The organism is Streptomyces sp. SP18BB07 (assembly GCF_036322545.1).
Taxonomy (GTDB): Bacteria; Actinomycetota; Actinomycetes; order Streptomycetales; family Streptomycetaceae; genus Streptomyces; species Streptomyces deccanensis.
This window is the reverse complement of record NZ_JAQYWT010000271.1, coordinates 186,647-207,634: the sequence shown is the minus strand read 5'-3', so window position 1 is coordinate 207,634 and position 20,988 is coordinate 186,647. Positions and strand designations below refer to the sequence as shown.

The 20,988-nt window shown below is 71.3% G+C and carries 21 protein-coding genes; 9 read left to right on the top strand and 12 right to left on the bottom strand.

All coding sequences use genetic code 11. The features are described 5' to 3' along the window. Positions 1 to 3: 3 nt before the first annotated feature. The 3 genes from PUR53_RS12835 to PUR53_RS12825 all read left to right on the top strand — a co-directional run bounded on the left by PUR53_RS12835 (position 4) and on the right by PUR53_RS12825 (position 3,672). Entirely contained in the window at positions 4 to 1,626 is a 1,623-nt protein-coding gene (locus PUR53_RS12835; RefSeq protein WP_329898093.1) for a class I adenylate-forming enzyme family protein, read from the top strand. Further along, complete coding sequence (locus PUR53_RS12830; protein ID WP_329898094.1) at positions 1,623 to 2,816, top strand: FAD-dependent monooxygenase; 1,194 nt, start codon at positions 1,623 to 1,625, stop codon at positions 2,814 to 2,816. Before PUR53_RS12835 ends, PUR53_RS12830 begins: the two co-directional genes overlap by 4 nt. Positions 2,817 to 2,877: 61 nt before the next feature. Further along, positions 2,878 to 3,672: an aminotransferase class IV gene (locus PUR53_RS12825; RefSeq protein WP_329898095.1), complete on the top strand. Its 795-nt coding sequence runs from the start codon at positions 2,878 to 2,880 to the stop codon at positions 3,670 to 3,672. Between the two features lie 122 nt (positions 3,673 to 3,794). Here PUR53_RS12825 and PUR53_RS12820 read toward each other — a convergent pair whose 3' ends face one another. After that, positions 3,795 to 4,280: a carboxymuconolactone decarboxylase family protein gene (locus PUR53_RS12820; protein ID WP_329908369.1), complete on the bottom strand. Its 486-nt coding sequence runs from the start codon at positions 4,278 to 4,280 to the stop codon at positions 3,795 to 3,797. Between the two features lie 134 nt (positions 4,281 to 4,414). Between PUR53_RS12820 and PUR53_RS12815 the strand changes: the two genes are divergently transcribed. Continuing rightward, positions 4,415 to 5,110: a L,D-transpeptidase family protein gene (locus PUR53_RS12815; protein WP_329908368.1), complete on the top strand. Its 696-nt coding sequence runs from the start codon at positions 4,415 to 4,417 to the stop codon at positions 5,108 to 5,110. A 54-nt stretch (positions 5,111 to 5,164) separates the two neighbouring features. Here PUR53_RS12815 and PUR53_RS12810 read toward each other — a convergent pair whose 3' ends face one another. The 4 genes from PUR53_RS12810 to PUR53_RS12795 are packed head-to-tail and all read right to left on the bottom strand — an operon-like array spanning position 5,165 to position 9,616. Next, positions 5,165 to 6,367, bottom strand: a complete 1,203-nt coding sequence (locus PUR53_RS12810) for a Gfo/Idh/MocA family protein (protein ID WP_329898098.1) — start codon at positions 6,365 to 6,367, stop codon at positions 5,165 to 5,167. A 14-nt stretch (positions 6,368 to 6,381) separates the two neighbouring features. After that, a complete protein-coding gene (locus tag PUR53_RS12805) occupies positions 6,382 to 7,725 on the bottom strand; it encodes an ABC transporter substrate-binding protein (protein WP_329908367.1) in 1,344 nt (447 codons plus the stop codon). 25 nt (positions 7,726 to 7,750) lie between these two features. Beyond that, entirely contained in the window at positions 7,751 to 8,698 is a 948-nt protein-coding gene (locus PUR53_RS12800) for a carbohydrate ABC transporter permease (protein ID WP_329898100.1), read from the bottom strand. A gap of 18 nt (positions 8,699 to 8,716) precedes the next feature. After that, positions 8,717 to 9,616 carry a carbohydrate ABC transporter permease gene (locus PUR53_RS12795; protein WP_329908366.1) on the bottom strand — a complete coding sequence of 300 codons (900 nt, stop codon included), beginning with the start codon at positions 9,614 to 9,616 and terminating at the stop codon, positions 8,717 to 8,719. 171 nt (positions 9,617 to 9,787) lie between these two features. Here PUR53_RS12795 and PUR53_RS12790 point away from each other — a divergent pair, with 171 nt between their 5' ends. Both PUR53_RS12790 and PUR53_RS12785 read left to right on the top strand, forming a co-directional pair. Further along, the gene (locus tag PUR53_RS12790; protein WP_329908365.1) at positions 9,788 to 10,948 is read left to right on the top strand and encodes an ROK family transcriptional regulator; all 1,161 of its coding nucleotides are present in this window, start codon (positions 9,788 to 9,790) and stop codon (positions 10,946 to 10,948) included. 78 nt (positions 10,949 to 11,026) lie between these two features. Next, positions 11,027 to 11,209 carry a hypothetical protein gene (locus PUR53_RS12785; RefSeq protein ID WP_192360727.1) on the top strand — a complete coding sequence of 61 codons (183 nt, stop codon included), beginning with the start codon at positions 11,027 to 11,029 and terminating at the stop codon, positions 11,207 to 11,209. A gap of 36 nt (positions 11,210 to 11,245) precedes the next feature. Here the strand turns inward: PUR53_RS12785 and PUR53_RS12780 are convergent, their stop codons facing one another. From PUR53_RS12780 to PUR53_RS12770, 3 genes are all read right to left on the bottom strand, one after another. Next, complete coding sequence (locus tag PUR53_RS12780) at positions 11,246 to 12,622, bottom strand: S1 family peptidase (protein ID WP_329898103.1); 1,377 nt, start codon at positions 12,620 to 12,622, stop codon at positions 11,246 to 11,248. Positions 12,623 to 12,720: 98 nt separating this feature from the next. Next, positions 12,721 to 13,242: a GNAT family N-acetyltransferase gene (locus PUR53_RS12775; protein ID WP_329898104.1), complete on the bottom strand. Its 522-nt coding sequence runs from the start codon at positions 13,240 to 13,242 to the stop codon at positions 12,721 to 12,723. Beyond that, positions 13,242 to 14,078 (bottom strand): SAM-dependent methyltransferase, encoded by an 837-nt coding sequence (locus PUR53_RS12770; protein WP_329898105.1) that lies wholly within the window; start codon positions 14,076 to 14,078, stop codon positions 13,242 to 13,244. Before PUR53_RS12770 ends, PUR53_RS12775 begins: the two co-directional genes overlap by 1 nt. Before the next feature lie 269 nt (positions 14,079 to 14,347). Between PUR53_RS12770 and PUR53_RS12765 the strand changes: the two genes are divergently transcribed. Beyond that, complete coding sequence (locus tag PUR53_RS12765; RefSeq protein ID WP_329898106.1) at positions 14,348 to 14,983, top strand: HAD family acid phosphatase; 636 nt, start codon at positions 14,348 to 14,350, stop codon at positions 14,981 to 14,983. A 74-nt stretch (positions 14,984 to 15,057) separates the two neighbouring features. Then, on the top strand, positions 15,058 to 15,447 hold the full coding sequence (locus PUR53_RS12760) for a PPOX class F420-dependent oxidoreductase (protein ID WP_329908364.1): 390 nt from the start codon (positions 15,058 to 15,060) through the stop codon (positions 15,445 to 15,447). Positions 15,448 to 15,450: 3 nt separating this feature from the next. Here the strand turns inward: PUR53_RS12760 and PUR53_RS12755 are convergent, their stop codons facing one another. The 4 genes from PUR53_RS12755 to PUR53_RS12740 form a co-directional block, all read right to left on the bottom strand. Next, the gene (locus tag PUR53_RS12755; protein ID WP_329898108.1) at positions 15,451 to 16,140 is read right to left on the bottom strand and encodes a response regulator transcription factor; all 690 of its coding nucleotides are present in this window, start codon (positions 16,138 to 16,140) and stop codon (positions 15,451 to 15,453) included. A 58-nt stretch (positions 16,141 to 16,198) separates the two neighbouring features. Then, positions 16,199 to 18,199, bottom strand: a complete 2,001-nt coding sequence (locus tag PUR53_RS12750; RefSeq protein WP_329908363.1) for an FtsX-like permease family protein — start codon at positions 18,197 to 18,199, stop codon at positions 16,199 to 16,201. A gap of 245 nt (positions 18,200 to 18,444) precedes the next feature. Continuing rightward, a complete protein-coding gene (locus tag PUR53_RS12745; protein WP_329908362.1) occupies positions 18,445 to 19,128 on the bottom strand; it encodes an ABC transporter ATP-binding protein in 684 nt (227 codons plus the stop codon). Between the two features lie 26 nt (positions 19,129 to 19,154). Continuing rightward, a complete protein-coding gene (locus PUR53_RS12740) occupies positions 19,155 to 19,523 on the bottom strand; it encodes a hypothetical protein (protein ID WP_329898111.1) in 369 nt (122 codons plus the stop codon). Positions 19,524 to 19,688: 165 nt separating this feature from the next. Here PUR53_RS12740 and PUR53_RS12735 point away from each other — a divergent pair, with 165 nt between their 5' ends. Beyond that, a complete protein-coding gene (locus tag PUR53_RS12735; RefSeq protein WP_329908361.1) occupies positions 19,689 to 20,984 on the top strand; it encodes a sensor histidine kinase in 1,296 nt (431 codons plus the stop codon). Positions 20,985 to 20,988: the final 4 nt, after the last annotated feature.

Here is a 20,988-nt window from a genome sequence, read left to right as displayed (position 1 = left end):
GCCATGGCCGACACCCTCATCCCCGCAGAAAGGCCCGCTGCCATGCGAGAGCGGCTCCACACCGACCGGCAACCCGCCCTAGCCGGCCGCGGCTTCTACCTGGGCTCCATGTTCCGGGAGGCCGCCGAACGCCACGGCCCCGTCTTCGTCACGCTGGACCGGCCCCTCGACGTCAACCCCGACCTCGGGACCGACCTCTCCTACACCGCCCTCGCCGACCTCGTCGACGAACTCTCCGGGCGCCTGTGGGAAGCGGGCGTGCGCCCCTCCGAGGAGGTGGTCGTCCACAAGACCGACAACGTCGACATCGTGCTGCTGACCTGCGCGGTCTCCCGGATCGGCGCCGTCCCCGTGCTGCTCTCGCCCGGCCTCGCGGGCCCGGTGGTCGGACAGCTCCTCGAACGCCTGCACAAGCCCTGGCTGATCACCGACCGGGCCAAGCTCGAAGGTTCCCTGAAGGACGTCGACCTCCCCGGCCTCGTCCGCCGCACACTCGGCGTCGACGACGCCCCGGGCGCCGAACCGCTGGAGAAGTACGCGGGCGCCCCGACCCCGGCCGCGGTCCGTCTGCACCCCCGCGACGCCTCCCTGATCACCCACAGTTCGGGCACCACCGGCCTGCCCAAGCTGGCCGTGCACTGCCCGAACACCATGTGGAACCGGCTCGTCCCGCAGAAGGCGATGGGCTGGCCCACCCGGGGCGAGACCGCCGCGCTGCACATGTCGTTCGTGCACTCGCGCTTCTACCATCTCCTCGGCGTCCTGCTGCACTTCGGCAGCCCCCTGGTTCTGATCATCGACCCGGAACCGTCGAACGTCGGCCCGCTGCTGGCCCGCCACCGCCCCGGCATCGTCGAGACCCACCCCAACACCTTTGTCCTGTGGGAGGAGTTGGCCGACGCGCCCGGTGCCCCGCTGTCCCGCGTCCGCTCCTACGGCTCCACCTTCGACGCCATCCACCCCCGGACCGTGCAGCGGCTCCTCGACGCCTCGCGGCGGCGCTCGCCCTGGCTCATCCAGCTGTACGGGCAGAGCGAGACGGGCCCGGTCGCCTTCCAGTGGTTCACCCGCAGGAGCGCCGCCCGCGCCGACGGCCGCCGGGTCGGCATCGGCATCCCCGGCTTCACCCGCGTCCGCGTCGCCGACGACACCGGACGGCGGGTCGCCCCCGGCACCGCCGGCCGCATCGAGGCCCGCACCCGCGGCCGCATCCTCACCTACCTCGGCGCCCGGGAGCGCTATCTGCGCCAACTCGACAGCGGCTGGTGGCAGATGGGCGACATGGGCTACCAGAGCCGCTGGGGCGCCCTCTACCTCATCGACCGCGAGATCGACCAGATCGACTCCGTGCACAGCAACCTGGAGGTCGAGGACACGCTGATGTCCCGCCTGGAGGAGCTGCGCGAGGTCGTCATCGTCCCCGGCGCCGACCGCGAACCCGTCCCCGTGGTCTGCGTACGCGGCGAACGGCCCCTGGATCTGCGGCGCTGGCACGAGGCCACGGCCGATCTGCCCGCCATGGCGGAGCCGAGGCAGTGGCGGTTCGACGAACTGCCGATGACCTCCACCTGGAAGGTCAAGCGCGTCGAGGTCACCCGCATGCTCGCCGAGAGCGCCCGCGCATGACGCCCCCCGTCACCGCCCCCGTCCTCGTCGTGGGCGCGGGGCCCGTGGGCCTCTCCGCCGCCCTCGCGCTGCGCGCCCACGACCTCCCCGTCACCCTCCTCGAAGCCGACCCCGAGGGTCGTGAACGCCCCGGCAGCCGCGCCCTGTTCGTGCACCGCGAGACCCTGCAGCTGCTGGAGGAGATCCATCCGGGGCTCGCGGTCGAGATCGCCGCGTACGGTCAGACCTGGCACACCAAACGCACCCTCTACCGGGGCCGCGAGGTCTACGCCCGCACCTTCCCGCCGCCCAACGGCACCCCGCCCTTCACCAGCCTCCGCCAGGTCGACACCGAGCGCTTCCTGCTCGCCGCCTGCCGGGACGCCGGGGTGGAGTTCGTGTGGGACGCCCGGATCACCGCCGTACGGACCGACCCGGACGGGGTGACCCTCACCGGTGAGGACGGCCGGACCTGGACGGGCCCCCACGCGATCGCCGCCGACGGCGCCCGCTCGGCGGTACGCCGCGCGCTGGGCATCCCGCTGGAGGGCACCCACGGGGAGGGCTTCCACGTCGTCGTGGACGTCGCCGACCTGCCCGGCGCCGAACTGCCCCTGGAACGGGTCTTCCACTACGAACACCCGGCACTCGGCGGCCGCAGCGTCATGCGGGTGCCGTTCACCGGCGGCTTCCAACTCGACCTCCAGTGCCGCGACGACGACGCGACGCAGGACTACGGCACTCGGGAGGCCGTACGCCGCTGGCTGCCCGAGGTCGTCGGCGACGGCTACGACGAGCGGATCCTGTGGGTGTCCACCTACCGCTTCCTGCGCAAGGTCGCCGCCGACTTCACCGACCCGCACCGCCGGGTGCTGCTGGCCGGCGAGGCCGCGCACCTCTTCCCGCCGTTCGGGGCGCGCGGCATGAACAGCGGCATCGCGGACGCGGTCGCCGCGGCCCGCGCGATCGCGGAGGGCACCCCCGACGCGGTCGGCTCCTTCGCCGACGTCCGGCGCGCGGCGGGCCTGTTCAACAGCGCCGCCGCCGGCACCGCCCTGGACCATCTGCGGCCCCGGCGCCGTATCGTCCGGGTCAAGCAGCGCGCGGCGGCCGCCCTCGCCCCGATGGTGCCCCGCTGCGGCGCCTGGCTGGAGCACGCCCCCTACGGCCCCCGGCACGGCGCCCCGGCCGTCGCGGGCCGCAAGTACTGAGCCGACGGCGGGACCCGTACCGGCCGCGGACATGGAACCGAAAGACCGACAGGAGCACCGAGTGACACAACCCGCCGTCGCGGAAGGTCTGTTGACCTGGTCACCCGAACACGGCCTCGTCCCCGGCCGGACCGAGGGCGGACGCCTCCTCGTAGCGGACTCGTGGCTGCTGCGCGAGGGACGGGTGCGCGGCTTCGACCGGCACCGTGAACGGTTCGCGCGATCCTGCGGCGAGTGCGGCGCGCCGCCCCTGGCGCGGGTCGTCGACTTCTGGCAGGACATGACCCGAGCCCTGCCGCGCACCGGGGAGTGGTTCCCCCGCGTGGAACTCGTCGCCGGATCATTGGAGTTGAGGCTGCTGCTCCGGCACGCCCCGCCCCTCACCGCCGAGATCCGGGTGTGGGCGGCGGGACAGCCCGACCCGCGCACCGTGCCCCGCCGCAAGGGGCCGGACCTGGACGCGCTGGCCCGGGTGCGCAGAAGGGCGGCCGGGGCGGACGCCGACGAGGCCGTGCTGATCGCACCGTCCGGCCTGGTGCTGGAGGGCGCGAGCAACAGCCTGCTGTGGTGGGAGGACGACACCCTCTGTCTGCCGCCGCCCCGGCTGCCGCTGCTCGCCGGCGTCACCGTGGCCCTCGTCCTGGAGCACGCCGCCCGCACCGGGGTCCGGGTCGCCCACCGCGAACGCTCCCTGGGGGAGTTGGACGGCCGCGAGGTGTGGCTCGTCAACGCCCTGCACGGCATCCGCCCGGTGGCCGCCTGGACGGGCCGGCCGATGACCCCCGGCCGGGCCGTCCGCGCACCGGAATGGCGGCGATGGCTGGACGGGCTGATGCAGCCGCTGCCGGACCACTGAATTCACAGCGATATACGGGCGCGGAGAAGCGCCGGGCCGAAGGGAATTCGGCCCGGCGCTGAAAGTCGTTCGCCGAATTGTTGCCAAGAATCCCCGGGAATATTTTCCCGGGGATTGCGGGGCTACTTCTGGGCGGGCTGGTAGGCCCCGGGAACCATGCGCGTGGCGATGGCGATCCGGTTGTAGGCGTTGATCACGGTCGCCGCCCAGATCAGCGCCGCGACCTGCTGCTCGTCGAACACCTCGGCCGCCTCGGCGTACACGTCGTCCGGCACCTGACCGTCGTGGACCAGCGTCACGGCCTCGGTCAACGCCAGGGCGGCGCGCTCGCGGTCGGTGAAGAACGGGGTCTCGCGCCAGGCGCTGAGCGCGTAGATCCGCTGCTCGGTCTCGCCCTGCGCGCGGGCGTCCTTGGTGTGCATGTCCAGGCAGAAGGCGCAGCCGTTGATCTGCGAGGCGCGAATTCTGATCAGCTCGAGGATCTCGGGCTCGACCTTCGCGTCCCGGGCCGCGGAAACGGCGGCACCGTGCAGGGAGCCCATCGCTCCGGAGACATCGGGTGTGATTTTCTTCAACGCCACGCGAGTTATGGATTCGCTGTTGCTCATGGGGGTAACTGTATCTGCGAATTCCCGGCTGTGTAACTGTTTCGTCTCGACGTGGGATCTCCCACAACCGCCGCCGCCGGTCGCCTGTCTAGGCAGGCAGGACCTACAAAACACTCGAAAGGGAAAGGCCCGTCATGGGGGACATAGGCAGAAGAGGCGCCGTCGCGCTCACGATCACCGCACTGCTGACACCGCTCACGCTCGCGCTCGGCACCGCGCCCGCGCAGGCGGCGAGTTGTACGACGTCGACGGGGCCGTACCAGAAGCAGGTCGAGAAGTTCCTCGGCCGGACGGTCGACGGCAAGCAGTCCGCCGGCGACTGCAAGGCGATCAAGGCCTTCCAGACCAAGCACGGCATCACCCCGAACGCCGGCTACGCGGGAGCCGTCACGTGGGGCGTGATGGACCTCATGAACAAGCAGAAGGCCGTGGGCAAGAACCCCAACAAGGCCGGCAAGTGCCCCACGAACAAGGGCCGCATCGCCTGTGTCGACCTCACGCTCCAGCTCAGCTGGATCCAGGACGGCAAGAAGCTCGTCTACGGCCCCGTCCCGGTCCGCACCGGCCGCGACGGCTACGAGACCCGCACCGGCCTGAAGAAGATCTACTGGCGCAACATCGACCACGTCTCGTCGATCTACCACGTGCCCATGCCCTACGCCCAGTTCTTCGACGGCGGCCAGGCCTTCCACTCGGTCGGCGTCAGCATGTGGAACCCGCCGGGCTCCCACGGCTGCACCAACATGACCAAGACCGACGCCAAGAAGTACTGGTCGCTGCTGAAGAAGGGCGACGACGTCTTCGTGTACGGCCGCAAGCCGGGCACCTGACGGGCAGCCAGGAGCCCGGCCCGACGACCGTGCCGAAACGTCACGCCGGGGGCGTCACGCCTCGGGGGCGTCCCCGAAGTCCGGGATCTCCAGCCGTACCCCACCCTGCCGCGCGGACTCGTGCGCGACGATCCCCGGCAGGGTGTAGCGGGCCGCCACCCAGGCGTTCACCGACGGCAGCGTCCGGGTGTTGACGGCGGTCACGAAGTCGTCCACCAGGAAGTGGTGGCTGCCCTCGTGCCCGTTGTGCAGATGGTCGAACTCCCGCGGCAGCCGTGACCGGTCGTGCACCGGTGCCGAGCCCGAGGTGAAGGCGGCCCGCAGATCCGGTGCGATGTGCTGGAGCGAGGGATCGTCCGGGGACAGGGTGGGCTTGGGCTCCAGGAGTTCGCTGATGTCCTCGACTCCCTTCTTGTCCTGCCAGAACGCCACCGTGGCCAGCTGCTCCATGCTGGCGTCCGTGCCGAAGAACCGGAAACGCGACTCCCGGATCTGCGAGGGGTAGCCGACCCGCCGGAACTCGTTCGTACGGAACGAACCCCCGCCCGCCACCTCGAACAGCGCGGTCGCGTTGGAGAAGTCGTTGCCGAACTGGCTGACCTCCTTGTCGAACACGCCGTCACCGCGCCCGTCGACGACACCGATCGCGGAGACGCTGACCGCGTGCGTCTGCCAGGCGCCCAGCACCCCGCCCACCGAGTGGGTCGGGTACAGCAGCGGCGGATAGCTGGCGGTGCGCTTCCAGTCCTCGCCGCCGCTGTACTGGTAGGCCTCGTAGAATCCCAGATCCATGTCGTGGACGTAGTCGCCCTCGGCGTAGAAGAGCCGCCCGAAGGCGCCCTCGGCTATCTGGTTCCGGGCGTGCACGGTCGCCGGGTTGTACTGGCTCGTCTCACCCATCATGTACGTCAGCCCGGTCGCCCGGACCGCGTCGATGATCGCCGCGATCTCGTCGGCGGTGATCGCCATGGGGACCGCGGAGTAGACGTGCTTGCCGGCGTTCAGGCCCTGGAGCACCAGCGGCCCGTGCGTCCAGCGCTGGGTGAAGACGGCGACGGCGTCGACCGCCTTCGACTCCAGCATCGCCTCGTACGAGGGGAAGGTGCCGGCCAGTTGCTGGGCGGCCACGAGGGCTTCGGCCCGCTCGGGCAGCAGATCGGTGACGTAGACGTCGCCGACGCCGGGGTGCGCCTGGAACAGCGTGGCGAACTGGCCGGAGAACTGGCCGGCGCCCACGATGCCGAGGGAGAACGTCATGTGCGGAGTGTCCTTCACTGGTCGAGGATCAGATTGATCTGGTCGTTGGTCTCGTCGAGGCCGCTCACCGGCGCTCCGTTGCCGTAGATGTCCTCCATCGCGGGCTGCATGAGCGCGGTGACGTCGGCCGCGTAGTTGGTGATCGGGTAGGAGAAGGTCCGGAAGTTCTTCTTGTCCGCCACGGGTTCGGTGAACGCCGACACGTCGAGGCCCTTCTTCTCGTACGCCGCGACGGCGGCCTCGGTGCCGGCCTGCGTGGCGGGGAAGACGACCCCGTACCGGCCGACCACGCTCTGGCAGGCGTCGGAGGCCAGGTACGCCACCCACTTGCGGGCCCCCGCCTTGTTCCTGGACGCCTTGGTGATGGAGTCGGCGAGGCCGTTCATCATGGTGGCGCGCTTGCCGGTGGGGCCGGCCGGGGTGAGGGCCGAGCCGATCTCCACACCCTTGAACCCGGCGTACGTGGAGATCATCCAGGCGCCGTCGAAGGTGGCCGCCGCCTTGCCCGCCGCCACCTGGGTGTTGGCCTGGTTGGACTGGACGTTGTAGTCGGCGAACGGCACCATGTAGCCCTTCTCCGCCAGCCCGAAGTACCACGAGATCACGGACTGGAAGGTCTCGCTGTCGTAGCGGTACTCCGTGCCCCAGCGGGGCTTGTCCGTGTAGCTCCACCCGGCCGACCCGGTGAAGGGGCTCCACTGGGTCTGTCCGTCGGCGTAGCCGCCGCCGTTGCTCGCCAGGCCGTAGACCTTGACGTCGTGTCTGTCGAAGCCCGGTTCGTCGCCCCGCCTGCCCTTGCCGTCGACGGTGAGGCGGGCGACGGCCTTCTCGAAGGTGCCGCCGTCCTCGGGGTTCCAGGAGAGGTCGTTCAGCTCGTCGGCGGTGAGGCCCGCGTCCTTCGCCAACTCCTTGTTGTAGAAGAGCGCGACGGTGTCCCAGTCCTTCGGGGAGCCGTAGCGGTGGCCGTCCTGGCCGATCCAGTTGGCGGCCAGGCCCGGCTGGTAGTCGGAGTCCTCGATGCCCAGGTCGTCGAGCGGTTCCAGCACCTCCAGATCGGCGAACTGGCCGAACTTCTGGATGTGGTCGGTGAACACGTCCGGCTGGGTGCCCGCGATGAACCCGGCGGTGAGCTTGGTCCAGTAGTCGCTCCACCCCAGCTGGCTGATCTGCACCTTCAGTCCGGGGTTCTCCTTCTCGAACCCCTCGGCGCAGGCCCGGTAGGCGGGCAGCTGGTTGGCGTCCCACAGCCAGTACGTCACCGTGTTCGAGGACGCCCCCGTGCCGTCGCCCTGGGCGCAGCCGGTCACCAGGGACAGTGTCAGCGCCCCGGCCCACGCGGTCAGCGTACGAAGTCGCATGTCGGTTCCCTCACTTGATCCCGGTTCACTTGATCCCGGTGAAGCCGATGGAGCTGACGATGCGGCGGGCTGAGGCGGCGAAGAGCACCAGCATCGGCAGCGCGGCGATCAGCGTCGCCGCCGTGAGCCCCGACCAGTCCACGCCGGTCGCCGGGGTCTGCGCCCGGAAGATCGCCAGGGCCACCGTCAGCACCCGCGAGTCGTCGCTGTAACTGACCATCAGCGGCCAGAAATAGTCGTTCCAGGAGGTGATGTAGGTCAGCACGGCCAGGGTGAGGATCGGCGTGGACGCCATCGGCAGGATCACCCGGAAGAAGACCCTGACCTTCCCGGCCCCGTCCAGCAGCGCCGCCTCCTCGACCTCGTGCGGGATGTTCAGGAAGAACTGCCGCAGGAAGAAGACCGCGAACGGGGTCATGAACAGGCTCGGCAGGGCGATGCCCAACAGGCTGTCCACCAGGTGGAGTTGCTTGATGAGCACGAAGTTCGGCAGCAGCGTGAAGATGGTCGGCACCATCAGCCCGGCCAGGAACAGCCCGAACACCTGGTCACGGCCACGCCAGCGCAGCCGTGCGAAGGCGTAGGCGGCCATCGCGGAGAAGAGGATCTGACAGCCGGTGATCAGCGTCGACACGATCACCGAGTTGAGCAGGTACCGCCAGAAGTCGAGTCCGCCTCCGGCCCCGCCCTGGGCTATCGCCTCCTCGGCGGACTGCAGGCCGAGGGCCCGCTCGAAGCCGCTGGTGGTGAGGTCGACGGGCAGCGGGTTCGCGGGGTCCGCGTTCAGCCCCGCGTTGGTGGAGAGCGCCGTGCGCAGGATCCAGTAGAAGGGCAGCAGGGTGATGAGCACGATCAGGCCCATCACGGTCCAGGCGGCGGCCCGTCCGAGGGAGGGCCGGCTTTTCGTGGGCCGTACGTCCGGCCGCGTCGTCGGGGGCGCGGCGGGTGTCGCCGGTGTGGTCATGGTGGCCATGCGGGTGTCTCCCTTCCGTCAGCCGAGATCGCTCTGTCCGGCCCGGGTGAGCCGGTACTGCAGGACGGTGATGGCGCTGAGCACGACCAGCAGGGCGACGGACATCGCCGAGGCGTAGCCGAACTGGAAGCGGCCGAAGGCGGAGCCGTAGATGTAGTACTGCAGGACGTTGGTGGCGTTCGCGGGTCCGCCCGCCGTGGTCACCGCCACGGTGTCGAACACCTGGAACGAGCCGATCACGGTCATGATCAGCACCACCGCCAGCACCGGCCGCAGCAGCGGCATGGTGACCCGCCAGAACATCCGCCACTCGCCGGCGCCGTCCACCCTGGCCGCCTCGTACACGTCGTTCGGGATGGCCTGGAGCCCGGCGAACAGCAGCAGGGCGGTGTAGCCGACGTGCCGCCACACGTTGATCAGGGCGATGGTGGGGATCGCCCAGGTCTCGTCGGCGAGGAACGGCACGCGGTCCGCGCCGAGGGCGCCGATGATCTCGTTGCCGATGCCCAGCTGGGTGTCGAGGATCCACAGCCAGACCAGACCCGCCACCACGTTCGACATCAGATACGGCGTGAGCACGATGCCACGCAGCAGTGGGGATCGGGTCAGCCGCTGGAGCAGTACGGCGATGGCGAGCGCGGCGACCGTCTGCACGCCGATGTTGAGGGTCACGTACTCGACCGTGACGGCCAGCGAGTCCCAGAAGATGGGGTCGTTGACCATCCGGACGTAGTTGTCCAGGCCCACCCACTCCGCCGGGGTGAGCAGGTTGAAGCGGGTGAAGCTCAGGTAGATGCCGCGCAGGGTCGGCCAGAGCAGGAAGACCAGGAATCCGAGCATCGCCGGGGCGATGAAGACGGCGGCGAGGAGGCCGTCGCCCCGCCTGTGGATCGGTGGACTGCTGGAGGCGATGGTCATCGGTGCTCCCTCATCGGCGGCGGTGCCTCTGACTCCGGCCATTTACTTTTGTCGCGGAAGAATTACGGCGTCAAGAGGTGGGTCAAAATCTTTTGAGGCGCGCTCTGGCGGGCTCGAAGTGGACTTGTTGTTTCCGTGACAAAAGAAAGAAGGTGTGGGAGTCTGACCCTCATGACCGCACTCGCTGCCAGTTGGCTGCCGCTCAGTCCCGGAGAACGCGCGGTGGCGATCGAGGTGCTCGTGCACGGCCCGCTCTCGCGCACGGAACTCGCCCGGCGCCTCGGCCTTTCCGCCGGAAGCCTCACCCGGCTGACCAAACCGCTGATCGAGTCGGGGCTGCTGGTCGAGACCGCCGAGGGAGCGGCGCTCCCCGAGGTCCGGCAGGGGCGGCCCTCGCAGCCGCTGGACATCGTCGCCGAGTCCCGCACCTTCGTGGGCTTCAAGATCACCGACGACATGGTGTACGCCGTGGTCACCACGCTGCGGAGCGAGATCGTCACCCGCCACGACCGCCCGCTTCCCACGCACGAGCCGGAGCGGGTCGCCGAGCTGCTCGCCGAGATGACCGCCGAACTCGCCCGTACGCACCCCTCGCTCGCCGGCATCGGCATCGGGGTCGGCGGACTCGTCCGGCGTCGCGCGGTCGTCGGGGAGTCGCCCTTCCTGTCGTGGCGCGACGTTCCGCTGGCCGAACTCGTCGAGGAGCGCACCGGATTGCCGGTGGTCGTCGAGAACGACGTCGCCGCGCTCGTCGAGGCCGAGACCTGGTTCGGCGCGGGGCGCGGACTGGACCGGTTCGTCGTCCTCACCATCGGCGCGGGCATCGGCTACGGACTGGTCCTGGGCGGCAGACGCGTGCCCTACGCCGAGGAGGACCGGGGCTTCGGCCGCCACTGGATCGTGGACCCCGCCGGTCCGCTCACCCCCGACGGCGAGCGCGGCAGCGCCGTCTCACTGCTGAGCATCCCCAGCATCCGCTACCAGGTGCGGGCGGCGACCGGACGCGAGGTGACGTACGAGGAGATCCTGACCGGCGCGGCCGAGGGGGACCCGATGTGCGCGCGGGTCGTCGGCGAGGCGGGGCGGGCGCTGGGGATCCTGGTGGCCCAGATCGCGAACTTCGTGATGCCGCAGAAGATCCTGCTCGCGGGGGAAGGGGTGGGGCTGATGGCGGTGGCGAGAGAGGCCGTGCACGAGGCGGTCCGGGCCCATCGGCACCCGCTGGCCGCGCCCGTGCCCCTGGAGACGAAGGTGTCCGACTTCCACGACTGGGCGCGGGGGGCGGCCGTGCTGGCCATTCAGGTCCTCGTGCTCGGAACGATGGAGCCGTAAACGCAGAGTGATCAGCTTCACGGTCCGTAATGTCGGAAGTGGCACCTTTACTCACATCGACTTCACGTTCGAGGACATATGGTTTACACCATGTCCACTACCCCTGATGTCGTCCTGGAAAGAGCGGAAGGACCGGCGCGAACGGCCGCCGAGGTCAACGAGGAGATCCGGGCGCTCTGGTTCCGGAGCGGTGGGACGTTGAACAGGGAGCAGCGGAGCGAGTACGAGCGTCTCGTCCTGGAGTGGGCGGCCGCTTCGTAGGGGCGCGCCCCCAGGGCGCGCCCGTCCCCTAGGGTTCTAGCTCCAGCTCTGTGAGTACTGGCGGCGGTACGCCTGGCGGTCCTGTTCCGTGCGGATGAAGCGAGTCGCCGCGAGGGCGACCATGCTGCCGGCGATGACCAGCAGGCCGGGGCCGACGTTGCGCGGGTCGGCGAGACGGTCGAGCAGGTCGGAGGCGGCCTCGATACCCTCGACGGATTCCACGGCACCCGGTTCGGCGGAGCCCGGGGCGGCGGCACCCTGGGAGTCGTCCTCGGAGCCGTCGGCCGCGGCGGTCGGCCGGGCGGCGGACGGCGGCAGACCGTTCAGCTGGACGCCGAGGTCGTCGAGGGCGTCGGACAGCGGCTGGAAGAACGTCGTACCTCCCTCCTCGCAGTCGCCGTTGCCGCCCGAGGTCACCCCGAGCGCCACTCCCTCCGAGAAGAGCGGGCCCCCGCTGTCGCCCGGCTCGGCGCAGACCGTGGTCTCGATGAGGCCGGAGACCGTGCCCTCGGGGTAGTTGACCGTGGCGTCGAGTCCGGTCACCTCGCCGTTGCGGAAGCCGCTGGTGCTGCCGCTGCGGAAGACCCGCTGGCCGACCGCCGCGTCACCGACGGAGGTGATGCGCACACCGCGGCCGTCGCCGACGGAGACGATGTTGGTCTTGTTGCTCGGCGCGTCCTGGAGGTACTGGACGAGCGAGTAGTCGGCGCCGGGGAAGTTGGTCTCGGTCGTCCGGCCGATCTCCTGCCGGCCCTGGTCGTCCGAGAACCAGACGGAACCCGAGGGGCCGCAGTGCCCGGCGGTCAGCATGAAGTCGTTCTCGCCGTCGGTCACGTTGAAGCCGATCGAACAGCGCCCGCCGGTACCGAAGATCGGCTGCGCGCCGTTGAGCCGCATCGTGTACGCGCCCTCGGTGCGCTCCATCCGGACGGAACCGCCGATCTCCTCGGCGAGGTCGGTCAGGCTCGCCCAGTCCTTCTTGGAGACCGTGCTGTCGGCACGCACCACCACCTCGTTGGAGGCGGGGTCGATCGCCCAGGAGGTGCCCGGCACCCGGGGTGCCGAACGCAGCGCTTCCGTGGCGGACTTCAGGTCCTCGCCGCTGTACTCGACCATCTTCGGGCGGGCGCCCGCCCGCTTGACCTCGGCGGCGGCCTTCTCGTCGGTGACGGCGACGACCGGGCTGCCGTCGTCGGCGATCCACGTGCCCGCAGTCCGCTCGGAGCCGAGTTCGGTCAGCAGACCGTTCCCGGTGCCGGACGCGGCCAGCACCGCGCTCGGGGTCGCGGGCGGGGTGACGGCGGGTTCGGTCGCCATCGCCGCCTGCGTGACCATCAGGGCTCCGCAGATCACTCCACCGGCGGCCGTCAGCCGCGCCACCCGCTTCACGACTCGTCGTCGTGCGTGCCTCATTGCCTGGCTCCCGAACCCCGTCCGACACGGTGTCAACACCGCCAGGGCGTCCGGTCCTTGAGCGCCCTCCTTTCATACGTGCGGTGACCGGCACATGTTCACCAGTCCCCGTCGACGTATCCCAACGTCCGGTTCATGGCGATCGCACGGCTGTTGGCCGGGTGGTGGACCGTTCGGACGGTGCTCACCCCGCAGATCCCGGCGAACCCGATGCCGAAGGTCTTCATGGCCACCGAGATGCCCCGGCCGCGATGGCCGGCCCGCACCCCGGTCATCTCGTTGAACACGAACCCGGAACCGCGCCGGTCCGAGGTGGCCGCCATGCCGATCCACCGGTCGCCGTCCAGGGCCAGCACGACCCCGCGCGGATCGTAGGAGGGCACCTCGAAGCGGAGCCGGTGGTACTCGTCGTACGTGAAGAAGGCGCCGCGCTCGGGGATGTCGGCCGAGCACTCCTTGTTGAGGTCGTACAACGCCCGGCGGTGCTCCGGGGTGTCGCCGAGTTCGGAGAGCGTCGTCAGGCGGATGCCGGAGGTCCGGCACTTGTCGACGTACGGCTGGAAACGTGCCAGGTCGAAGTCGGCGACGTCCAGCTGGAGCCGGACCGGGCCGGTCGTCATCAGCGCTTGCCTCCCACTCCGCAGTACATGGCCACTTCCGCCGGCTCGCCGTCGCCGGTGTCGGCGGGGTCCGGGCGCCAGCGCGTGCACGAGACGACGCCCGGCTCGAGGAGATCCAGCCCGTCGAAGAAGCGGGCGACCGTCTCGGGGGTGCGTTGGTGCAACCGCGGGGTGCCGTGCGCGTTCCACCAGGCCGCCGCGATGTCCACGTCGGGCCACCGCGGGTCGGTGACGGTGTGCGAGAGCATCAGATGGCTGCCGGAAGGGAGCGCGGCCATCAGCCGGCGCACGATGCCGTGCGGGTCCTCCTCGTCGGTGACGAAGGCCAGCACGTCGAGCAGCATCAGCGCGACCGGCTGGGCCAGGTCCAGGGTCCGCGCGGCGTGTTCGAGGACCGCGTCGACATTGCGCACGTCCTCGTCGACGTGGTCCGTACGGCCCTCGGGCGCGCTCGTCAGCAGGGCCCGGGCGTGCACCAGGACCAGCGGGTCGTTGTCGACGTACACGATCCGCGCGTCCGGGATGACACGCTGGGCGACCTCGTGGGTGTTCTCCGCGGTCGGCAGCCCCGCGCCGATGTCCAGGAACTGCCGGATCCCCACCTCGGCGGCCAGATGGCGCACAGCCCGGCGCAGGAACCGCCGGTCCGCGCGGGCGTAGTCGTGGATGCTCGGATGCAGTCGGCGTATCTCGTCCCCGGCCTTGCGGTCGACCTCGTAATAGTCCCTGCCGCCGAGCCAGTAGTTCCAGATCCGCGCCGCGCTCGGCCGCGTGGTGACGATGCGACGGTTGAGCGACGAGGAGGGGAAGTCCGAGGCTGCCGGGTTGTCGGTCACGGCATCAACTCCTGGATCTTCTGTGAAGGGGCTTCCATCCAACGGGCAATGTAGACCCGCCGGTTGGTGTTTGCCGACAGTTCGGCGATCTTCACGGCCCCCGCGCTCCGGCTCCCCGGGCACCGCCCAACCGAACAACGTTCGTCGGGCCCTCTCTACTAATCAGTAACTCTTAGGTAGTCTCCCGGCCACCGATCGGCATGACCATGACCAGTGCGGCGAAGGTTCCGACGGCCTCGCCGCTTTGACATGAGAAAAAGGGGACGAACATGACAGCAAGCGGTGTGGGACGCCGCGTCACCGCGGTCGCCACGGTGGCCGTACTGGGTCTGGGCGCTTCGCTGACCGCGGCCGGTCCGGCCGCCGCGGCGCCGAGCACGGCCGCGACAGCCGCCGCCGCGGCCGCCGAGGTGGACTACGCGACCTGGCAGAAGGACGTGAAGGCCGTCATCGACACGGCCACGCCCTACATACAGCAGCGCACCGCGAACACCTCGGGGCAGAAGCTCGCCATCGTCTTCGACATCGACAACACGACGCTGGAGACGCACTACACGCCCTGGTACCAGCTGCCGACCCCGGCCCTGAAGCCCTCCCTGGCACTGGCCAAGTACGCCAAGTCCCGTGGGGTCGACGTCTTCTTCGTCACCGCCCGCCCCGGCATCATCGAGTCCCTCACCGAATGGAACCTGGAGAACGTCGGCTACCCGGTCGACGGCCTCTACGTGCGCGACCTGCCCGACCTCTTCGGCGAGGTCGCCGCCTACAAGACCGCCTCGCGCGCGGACATCGAGTCCGACGGCTACACGATCATCGCCAACGTCGGCAACAACACCACCGACCTCGTCGGCGGCCACGCCGAGCGCACCTACAAGCTGCCCGACTACGACGGCCTGCTGGACTGACGCCGCTCCACCGTTCGTTCCTGGGGCACGGCCGCCACGGGCTCCGCCGGCGGCCGTGCGCCTAGACTCCGGTCATGGCCGACGAAACCACGCTCGACGCCCTCAGCGCGGGCAAGTACCTGCTGGTGACCACCTACCGCAAGAACGGCACCACCGTGCCGACCCCGGTGTGGGTGGTGCGGGACGAGGACGCGCTCGGCATCTGGACCGTCGCCGACTCCTGGAAGGTCAAGCGCATCCGCAATCGCGCCGATGTCCTCGTCGGCCCCTGCGACGTGCGCGGCAACCCCACCGGCGACTCCGTCCCCGCCCACGCGGAGATCCTCGACGCGGCCGGCTCCGCCGCCTACCGCCGGCTCATCGCCCGCAAGTACGGCGTCCTCGGCCGCCTCACCCTGCTCGGCAGCCGACTGCGCCGGGGCGCCGACGGCACGATCGGCATCCGCATCACCCTCACGAACTGAGCCTCACCCGCCGTCGCCGGCGTGCCCCGTGCGCCACGCCCACGCCGCGATCTCCACCCGGTTCCGGGCGGCGAGCTTGAGCTGGATGCTGCCGAGGTGGGTCTTCACCGTGGACAGGGACACGAACATTGAGGCGGCGATCTCCGCGTTGGTGTGCCCCAGCGCGACCAGCCGGACGACGTCGAGCTCCCGGTCGGTCAACGCCTCCTGGGGGCGCGGGACTTCGGGGCCGGGCGCGGCCTCCTTCCCGCCCTCCGCCGTCACGTGCTTGAGGAGCCGGACCGTCACCGACGGCGACACCAGCGAGTCGCCCACCGCCGCCGCCCGTACGGCCTCGGCCAGCAGCGTCGGCCCCGAGTCCTTCAGCAGGAAACCGCAGGCACCGCCGCGCAACGCCCCGTAGACGTACTCGTCGAGGTCGAACGTGGTCACCACGACCACCCGCAGCGGATCGGACACCCCCGGACCGGCGAGCAGCCGGGTCGCCTCCAGACCGTCCAGCCTCGGCATCCGGATGTCCAGCAGACACACGTCCGGCCGCAGCTCACGGGCGAGTCGCACGGCCGTCTCGCCGTCGGCGGCCTCGGCCACCACGGTGATGTCGGGCTGCGCGTCGAGGAAGAAGCGGAAGCCGGTGCGGACCATGTCCTGGTCGTCGGCGATCAGGACCCGGATCGGGCTGCGGTCGTTCATGGCCGCATCATGCCCGAAGGAGACAGGACAAGGGGGAGGCGGGCGGCCGAGGGGCGCCTCAGTCGGCTTCCTGGGCCCGCTCCGCCGTCACCTTCCGCAGCAGCGGCCGGCTCCCGGCGAGCGCCGCGAACATGGTGGCCGTGCCGAGGGCGACACAGAGGGCGAGACGCAGGGCCCCCGACGCGTCCGGCTCCAGGTGGAACGTCTCGTTCACCCTGATCCCGCCGTAGATCCCGGTCGCCGTCGTACCGCCCGCGAGGACCACCAGCGGCAGCGCGGTCTCCCGGATCCGCGCCCGGTTCAGCACCTTCAGCGGCGTACCGGCCAGCCGCAGCAGCGCGTACACCCGGCGCCGGTCCAGGACCGTGGCCGCCGCGGTGAGTCCGGCGGAGGCGGCGGCGATGAGGAAGCCCAGGGCCAGCACCGCGAGCCCCATCTCGCCGATGAGCCGGGTCGTCGTCTCGCCCTCGGCGTTGACGTAGTCCTGGGTCAACGGCAGGTTCCCGGGGGAGAGGGAGGACAGCGCGGTCGACGCGGTGTCCACCTGTTCCTGACCGCCGCGCACATGGGCCACGATGCCGTCCTCGCCGATCAGGATCCCGTCGTACGTGTCGGCGTCGACCGTCTCCACCCGCGCCTTCACACCCGCTTCGGTGAGCAACTCCCTCGCCCGTACGGCGAGTTCACCCACATCTCCGTGTGCCGCGCGTACGGCGACCTGGCCCCGGTAGTCGTAGCCCACGAGGCCGACCTGCCCGACGGAGAAGAACCCGGCGACCAGACCCGCGAGGACCAGACCGCTGACCGTGCGCCAGGCGCCGCGCGGATCGTCGCTGAGCCGACGCGCGGCCAGCAGCGTCGCCGGACGGCGCGCGAAGCGGCTCAGCAGCCTGCCCAGCATGTCGACGACCCAGGGGCCCAGGGTCCAGAACGCCCCGTACACCAGGACGATCAGCGCGATCGCCTCACCCGTGCTCATCCCGCCGCCCGCGCTGCCCACCACGTACAGTCCGACGGCGACGAACAGCACCAGCCGGATCAGCCTCGTCCGGCGCGGATCGGCCTGCTGGGCCACACCCAGCGGGGAACGCGCCACTCCGCGCAGCGTCGTCACCGCGCTGACGGAGGTGAGCGCGGCCACGGCCGCCACCACCGCGAGCAGCACGGGCACCCCGACCCACAACTGGCCCGCGTACCAGGGGCCGATGCCGTACGGCACCCGCGCGAGGACCGGCACCAGCAGGGTGTACCCGACCGCGCCGAGGAAACCGCCGGCCAGACCCACCGCCGCCGACTCCGCACCCGTCATCGCCAGGATCTGCCGGGGTGTCGCTCCGGCCAGCCGCAGGGCGGCGAGCCGCTGCTCACGGCGGGCGGCACCGAGGCGTCCGGCGGCCGAGGCCAGCACGATCACCGGGACGACGAGGAGGGCGCCGCCGAGCACCGCGGCCTGCTGGTCGAACGAGGTGAACAGGCTCGGCCTGGTGCCGCCGAAGCCGTCCACGCGGGCGCGGGCGGCGAGGAGGTCCAGGCCGCTGCCCTCGGCGGCCCGGGTGATCGCGGGGTCGGTGGGGGCGCGGCCGACGACGGCCACGAGTTCCTCGGGGGAGGCGAGGCCGGCCGCGCTGATCGTGCCGTAGCCGGCCGTGGTCGGGAAGCGGTCGGCCAGACGCGTCGCCGGCAGCTCGCGCATCAGCTCCGCCAGGGCCGGGGACAGATAGGTGCGCCCCGGTGCGGGGAAGCGGTCCAGGCCGGGCGGGGCAGGGGGCGCGGCCCGGTTCGGCAGCTGGGCCAGGGAGACGACGGTGACCGGCCGGTGGTCCACGTACGTCGTCCCCAGCGTCTGCACGGCGGTGGCCCGCTTCGCCGATACGGCGTCGGGGGTGCGCCAGGCCGTGCGGTCGGCCCGGACGCCGGAGCCCAGGTAGGAGGCGAGGAGTGTCAGCAGGACGAGGGCGCCGGCGGCCGCCGCGGCGGCGGAGAGGAGGTGGCTCTGCAGGCCGCGCCTTCCGGAGGAACGGGCCAGGTGCCAGGTCAGGGGCAGGACGGGGGAGCGCATTCTTCGTCTCCGGGGGCTCGGGGGGGGCGAGGGGTCGAGGCTTCGAGGGGGCGGGGGGCCGGGGGGTCGGGGGATTCAGAGGGAAAGGGCAACGGGGCGAGGGTTCGGGTCGCCGGAGAGCTCGGTCGGATCGGTTCGAGGGCGAGTGCGGGTTGTTCGTGGCTCGTCGCGCCCACGCGGCGGAGCCGCAGATCGACACAGCCCCGCGCCCCTCCAGGGCGCTCACGCGCCCACCCCGCGGCGGCCTAAGCGACCGTGTACTGGCTGTGGCCGGCGATCCGGCCGTCCCGCACCTGGAAGACGCGGTCGCAGTGGGCGGCCACCTCGGCGTCGTGGGTGACCATGACGAGGGAGGCGCCCTGATCGCGGGTGACCGAGGTGAGCAGACGGATGACTTCCTCCCCGGTGGCCTGGTCGAGGGCGCCCGTGGGCTCGTCGGCGAAGACGACATCGGGCTCCACGGCGAGGGCGCGGGCGATGGCGACGCGCTGGGCCTGACCACCGGAGAGCTGACCGGGGCGGCGCTTCTCCAAGCCCGAGAGGCCGAGCGGGGCGAACCAGCGGCGGGCCCGCGTGACGGCCTGGCGCCGGGGTACGCCCTCCAGCATCAGCGGGAGGGCCACGTTCTCCTCGGCGGGCAGCTCGGGCAGCAACTGGCCGAACTGGAAGACGAACCCGAACCGCTTGCGGCGCAGCGCGCTCAGCTTGTTCTCGCCCCAGTGGTCGATGCGTTCGCCGCGCAGCAGCACCTGGCCGTCGTCGGGGCGGATGATGCCGGCGAGGGTGTGCAGGAGGGTCGACTTGCCTGAGCCGGACGGGCCCATGATGGCGAGGGACTCCCGCTCGGCGACCGCGACGTCCACGCCGGCCAGGGCGGTGGTGGGGCCGTACTTCTTGACGAGGCCGTTGCCGGCCAGGACGGTGCTCATGACGGTGACGGGTCCTTTCGGTCGGACTAGGGGCGCTCGAACTTCCAGGTGACGCTGGAGGCGTCGGCCTTGACGACCGTGACGGGGACGGAGAGGTCCTTGCCGTCGCCGTCCTTGCCGGTGCACGTCACCTCGGTGCCGGCCACCGCCTTGAGGTCGGGGCACGTCAGCCCGGAGGTCTCGCCGCCGATCCAGGGCAGCGGGCTGTACTTCGACTCGGTGCGGCCGGCGACGATGTTCCCGCTGAGCGCCTTCCGGCCGTCCACGGTGACGGTGTTGAACCGGTCGAGTCCGGTCGTGGACTCCGTACCGCTCAGCGCGTAGGTGAGGGCTCCGCCGCCGACGGCGACGGCCGCCACGGTGGCGCCGGCGATGAGGAGGGGCGTGCGTTCCATGAGGTGCTCCCTGCGGAGAGTCGGGGTGGGGTGGCGACACCCAACCTCACCCGGCGGCGGGGGCGCCCGCCTCGGCCGAACGGCCAGGCTTCCCACCCCGCCGGACAGGCCTCCTCGGCCGTACGGCCGATACCGGGAGCACCGGCGCTGCCTACTGTGATCCGCGTGAACCTCGTGCTCGACACCAAGGAACCCACGGAGGGCGCCACCGGACGGCCCGGGCGCCCCGCCAGAACGAGCTGCGTACGCGTGGGCGGCATCGTGGCGCTCTGCCTGGCCTGCGCGTCCGACTTCCCCCTCCAGGCGGTGAACGGCGCCGCCTACGTGTGGCTGCACCTGCTCTCCCTGGTCGTCGGCCTCGCGGCGCTCCTGTGGCCCGAACACCGCCGGCCGGCCTGGCTGACCCCGCAGGTCCGCGCCGGTGTACCGGCTCTCGCCGCCCTGGCGAACGTGGTGGTCCTCGTCATGGCCCGGGAGATGGGTGCTTTCGGCCTGGGGCAGGCGGCCGTGCTGCTGTGTCTGCTGGTCGTCGCCGTCCGCGCCTGCCCACCCGGCTGGGCGCTGGCCTGCGGGCTCCTCGACGGTCTCGCACTGGTCCTGCTTCCGCTGCCCTACCTCGCCCTCGATCCGGGCGACGGCGGCAGCGTCGGCGCCGTCATGGTCCTGATGCTCCTCGGCGGGATCGCGGCCGGCGTCGCCGCCTATCTGCGCACCCTGGACAACCGGCGGAACCAGATCGTCACCGAGACCCGCCGGGCCGAACGCCTCGCGATGGCCGCCGACCTGCACGACTTCGTCGCCCACCACGTCACCGGGATCCTGGTGCAGACCCAGGTCGCCCGGATGATGGCCGCCACCGAACCCGAGCGAGACGAGACGGGGGTCCCGCCGGACGACGTCAGGGGGAGGCTCGACCCCGTCCTCGCGGGCATCGAGCGGGCCGCGACCGAGGCACTGGCCTCGATGCGCCGCACGGTCGGCGTGCTGCGCGACCACGAGGAGGCGGCCGGGACCGGCGACCGGCGGCCGGTGGGCGATCTGGCGGGCGTCGACGAACTGGTGCGCGGCTTCGACGGTGTGGGCGGTGTCGACGGGCGCTCCGCCGTGCTGCGCCACGACCCCTCCGTCCCCGACGACCTGCCGCACGAGGTGCAGGCCGCCGCCTTCCGCGTGGTGCAGGAGGCCCTGACGAACGTCCGCCGACACGCCGCCGACGCCACCGAGATCACCGTCGACCTCCGCCACGGGCGCGGTGGCCTGGAGGTCGTGGTCCGCGACGACGGGCGCGGCGGCGCCCGGCTGCCGGAGGCGGCCCGGGGCGGCGGCTTCGGACTGGTCGGCCTCACGGAACGGGTCACCGCGCTCGGCGGCCGTCTCCAGGCCCGGCCGCGCGAGCACGGTCCCGGCTGGGAGGTCGTCGCCGTGCTCCCGACCGCCCCCCGGAGCCGCCTGCCGCGCTGAACCT

Excerpts from the sequence above, each read along its gene's own strand:
- PUR53_RS12835 (WP_329898093.1), top strand. The coding sequence starts at position 4 with ATGGCCGACACCCTCATCCCCGCAGAAAGGCCCGCTGCCATGCGAGAG.
- PUR53_RS12830 (WP_329898094.1), top strand. The coding sequence starts at position 1,623 with ATGACGCCCCCCGTCACCGCCCCCGTCCTCGTCGTGGGCGCGGGGCCC.
- PUR53_RS12820 (WP_329908369.1), bottom strand. The coding sequence starts at position 4,280 with ATGAGCAACAGCGAATCCATAACTCGCGTGGCGTTGAAGAAAATCACA.
- PUR53_RS12815 (WP_329908368.1), top strand. The coding sequence starts at position 4,415 with ATGGGGGACATAGGCAGAAGAGGCGCCGTCGCGCTCACGATCACCGCA.
- PUR53_RS12810 (WP_329898098.1), bottom strand. The coding sequence starts at position 6,367 with ATGACGTTCTCCCTCGGCATCGTGGGCGCCGGCCAGTTCTCCGGCCAG.
- PUR53_RS12805 (WP_329908367.1), bottom strand. The coding sequence starts at position 7,725 with ATGCGACTTCGTACGCTGACCGCGTGGGCCGGGGCGCTGACACTGTCC.
- PUR53_RS12800 (WP_329898100.1), bottom strand. The coding sequence starts at position 8,698 with ATGGCCACCATGACCACACCGGCGACACCCGCCGCGCCCCCGACGACG.
- PUR53_RS12795 (WP_329908366.1), bottom strand. The coding sequence starts at position 9,616 with ATGACCATCGCCTCCAGCAGTCCACCGATCCACAGGCGGGGCGACGGC.
- PUR53_RS12790 (WP_329908365.1), top strand. The coding sequence starts at position 9,788 with ATGACCGCACTCGCTGCCAGTTGGCTGCCGCTCAGTCCCGGAGAACGC.
- PUR53_RS12785 (WP_192360727.1), top strand. The coding sequence starts at position 11,027 with ATGGTTTACACCATGTCCACTACCCCTGATGTCGTCCTGGAAAGAGCG.
- PUR53_RS12780 (WP_329898103.1), bottom strand. The coding sequence starts at position 12,622 with ATGAGGCACGCACGACGACGAGTCGTGAAGCGGGTGGCGCGGCTGACG.
- PUR53_RS12775 (WP_329898104.1), bottom strand. The coding sequence starts at position 13,242 with ATGACGACCGGCCCGGTCCGGCTCCAGCTGGACGTCGCCGACTTCGAC.
- PUR53_RS12765 (WP_329898106.1), top strand. The coding sequence starts at position 14,348 with ATGACAGCAAGCGGTGTGGGACGCCGCGTCACCGCGGTCGCCACGGTG.
- PUR53_RS12760 (WP_329908364.1), top strand. The coding sequence starts at position 15,058 with ATGGCCGACGAAACCACGCTCGACGCCCTCAGCGCGGGCAAGTACCTG.
- PUR53_RS12755 (WP_329898108.1), bottom strand. The coding sequence starts at position 16,140 with ATGAACGACCGCAGCCCGATCCGGGTCCTGATCGCCGACGACCAGGAC.
- PUR53_RS12750 (WP_329908363.1), bottom strand. The coding sequence starts at position 18,199 with ATGCGCTCCCCCGTCCTGCCCCTGACCTGGCACCTGGCCCGTTCCTCC.
- PUR53_RS12745 (WP_329908362.1), bottom strand. The coding sequence starts at position 19,128 with ATGAGCACCGTCCTGGCCGGCAACGGCCTCGTCAAGAAGTACGGCCCC.
- PUR53_RS12740 (WP_329898111.1), bottom strand. The coding sequence starts at position 19,523 with ATGGAACGCACGCCCCTCCTCATCGCCGGCGCCACCGTGGCGGCCGTC.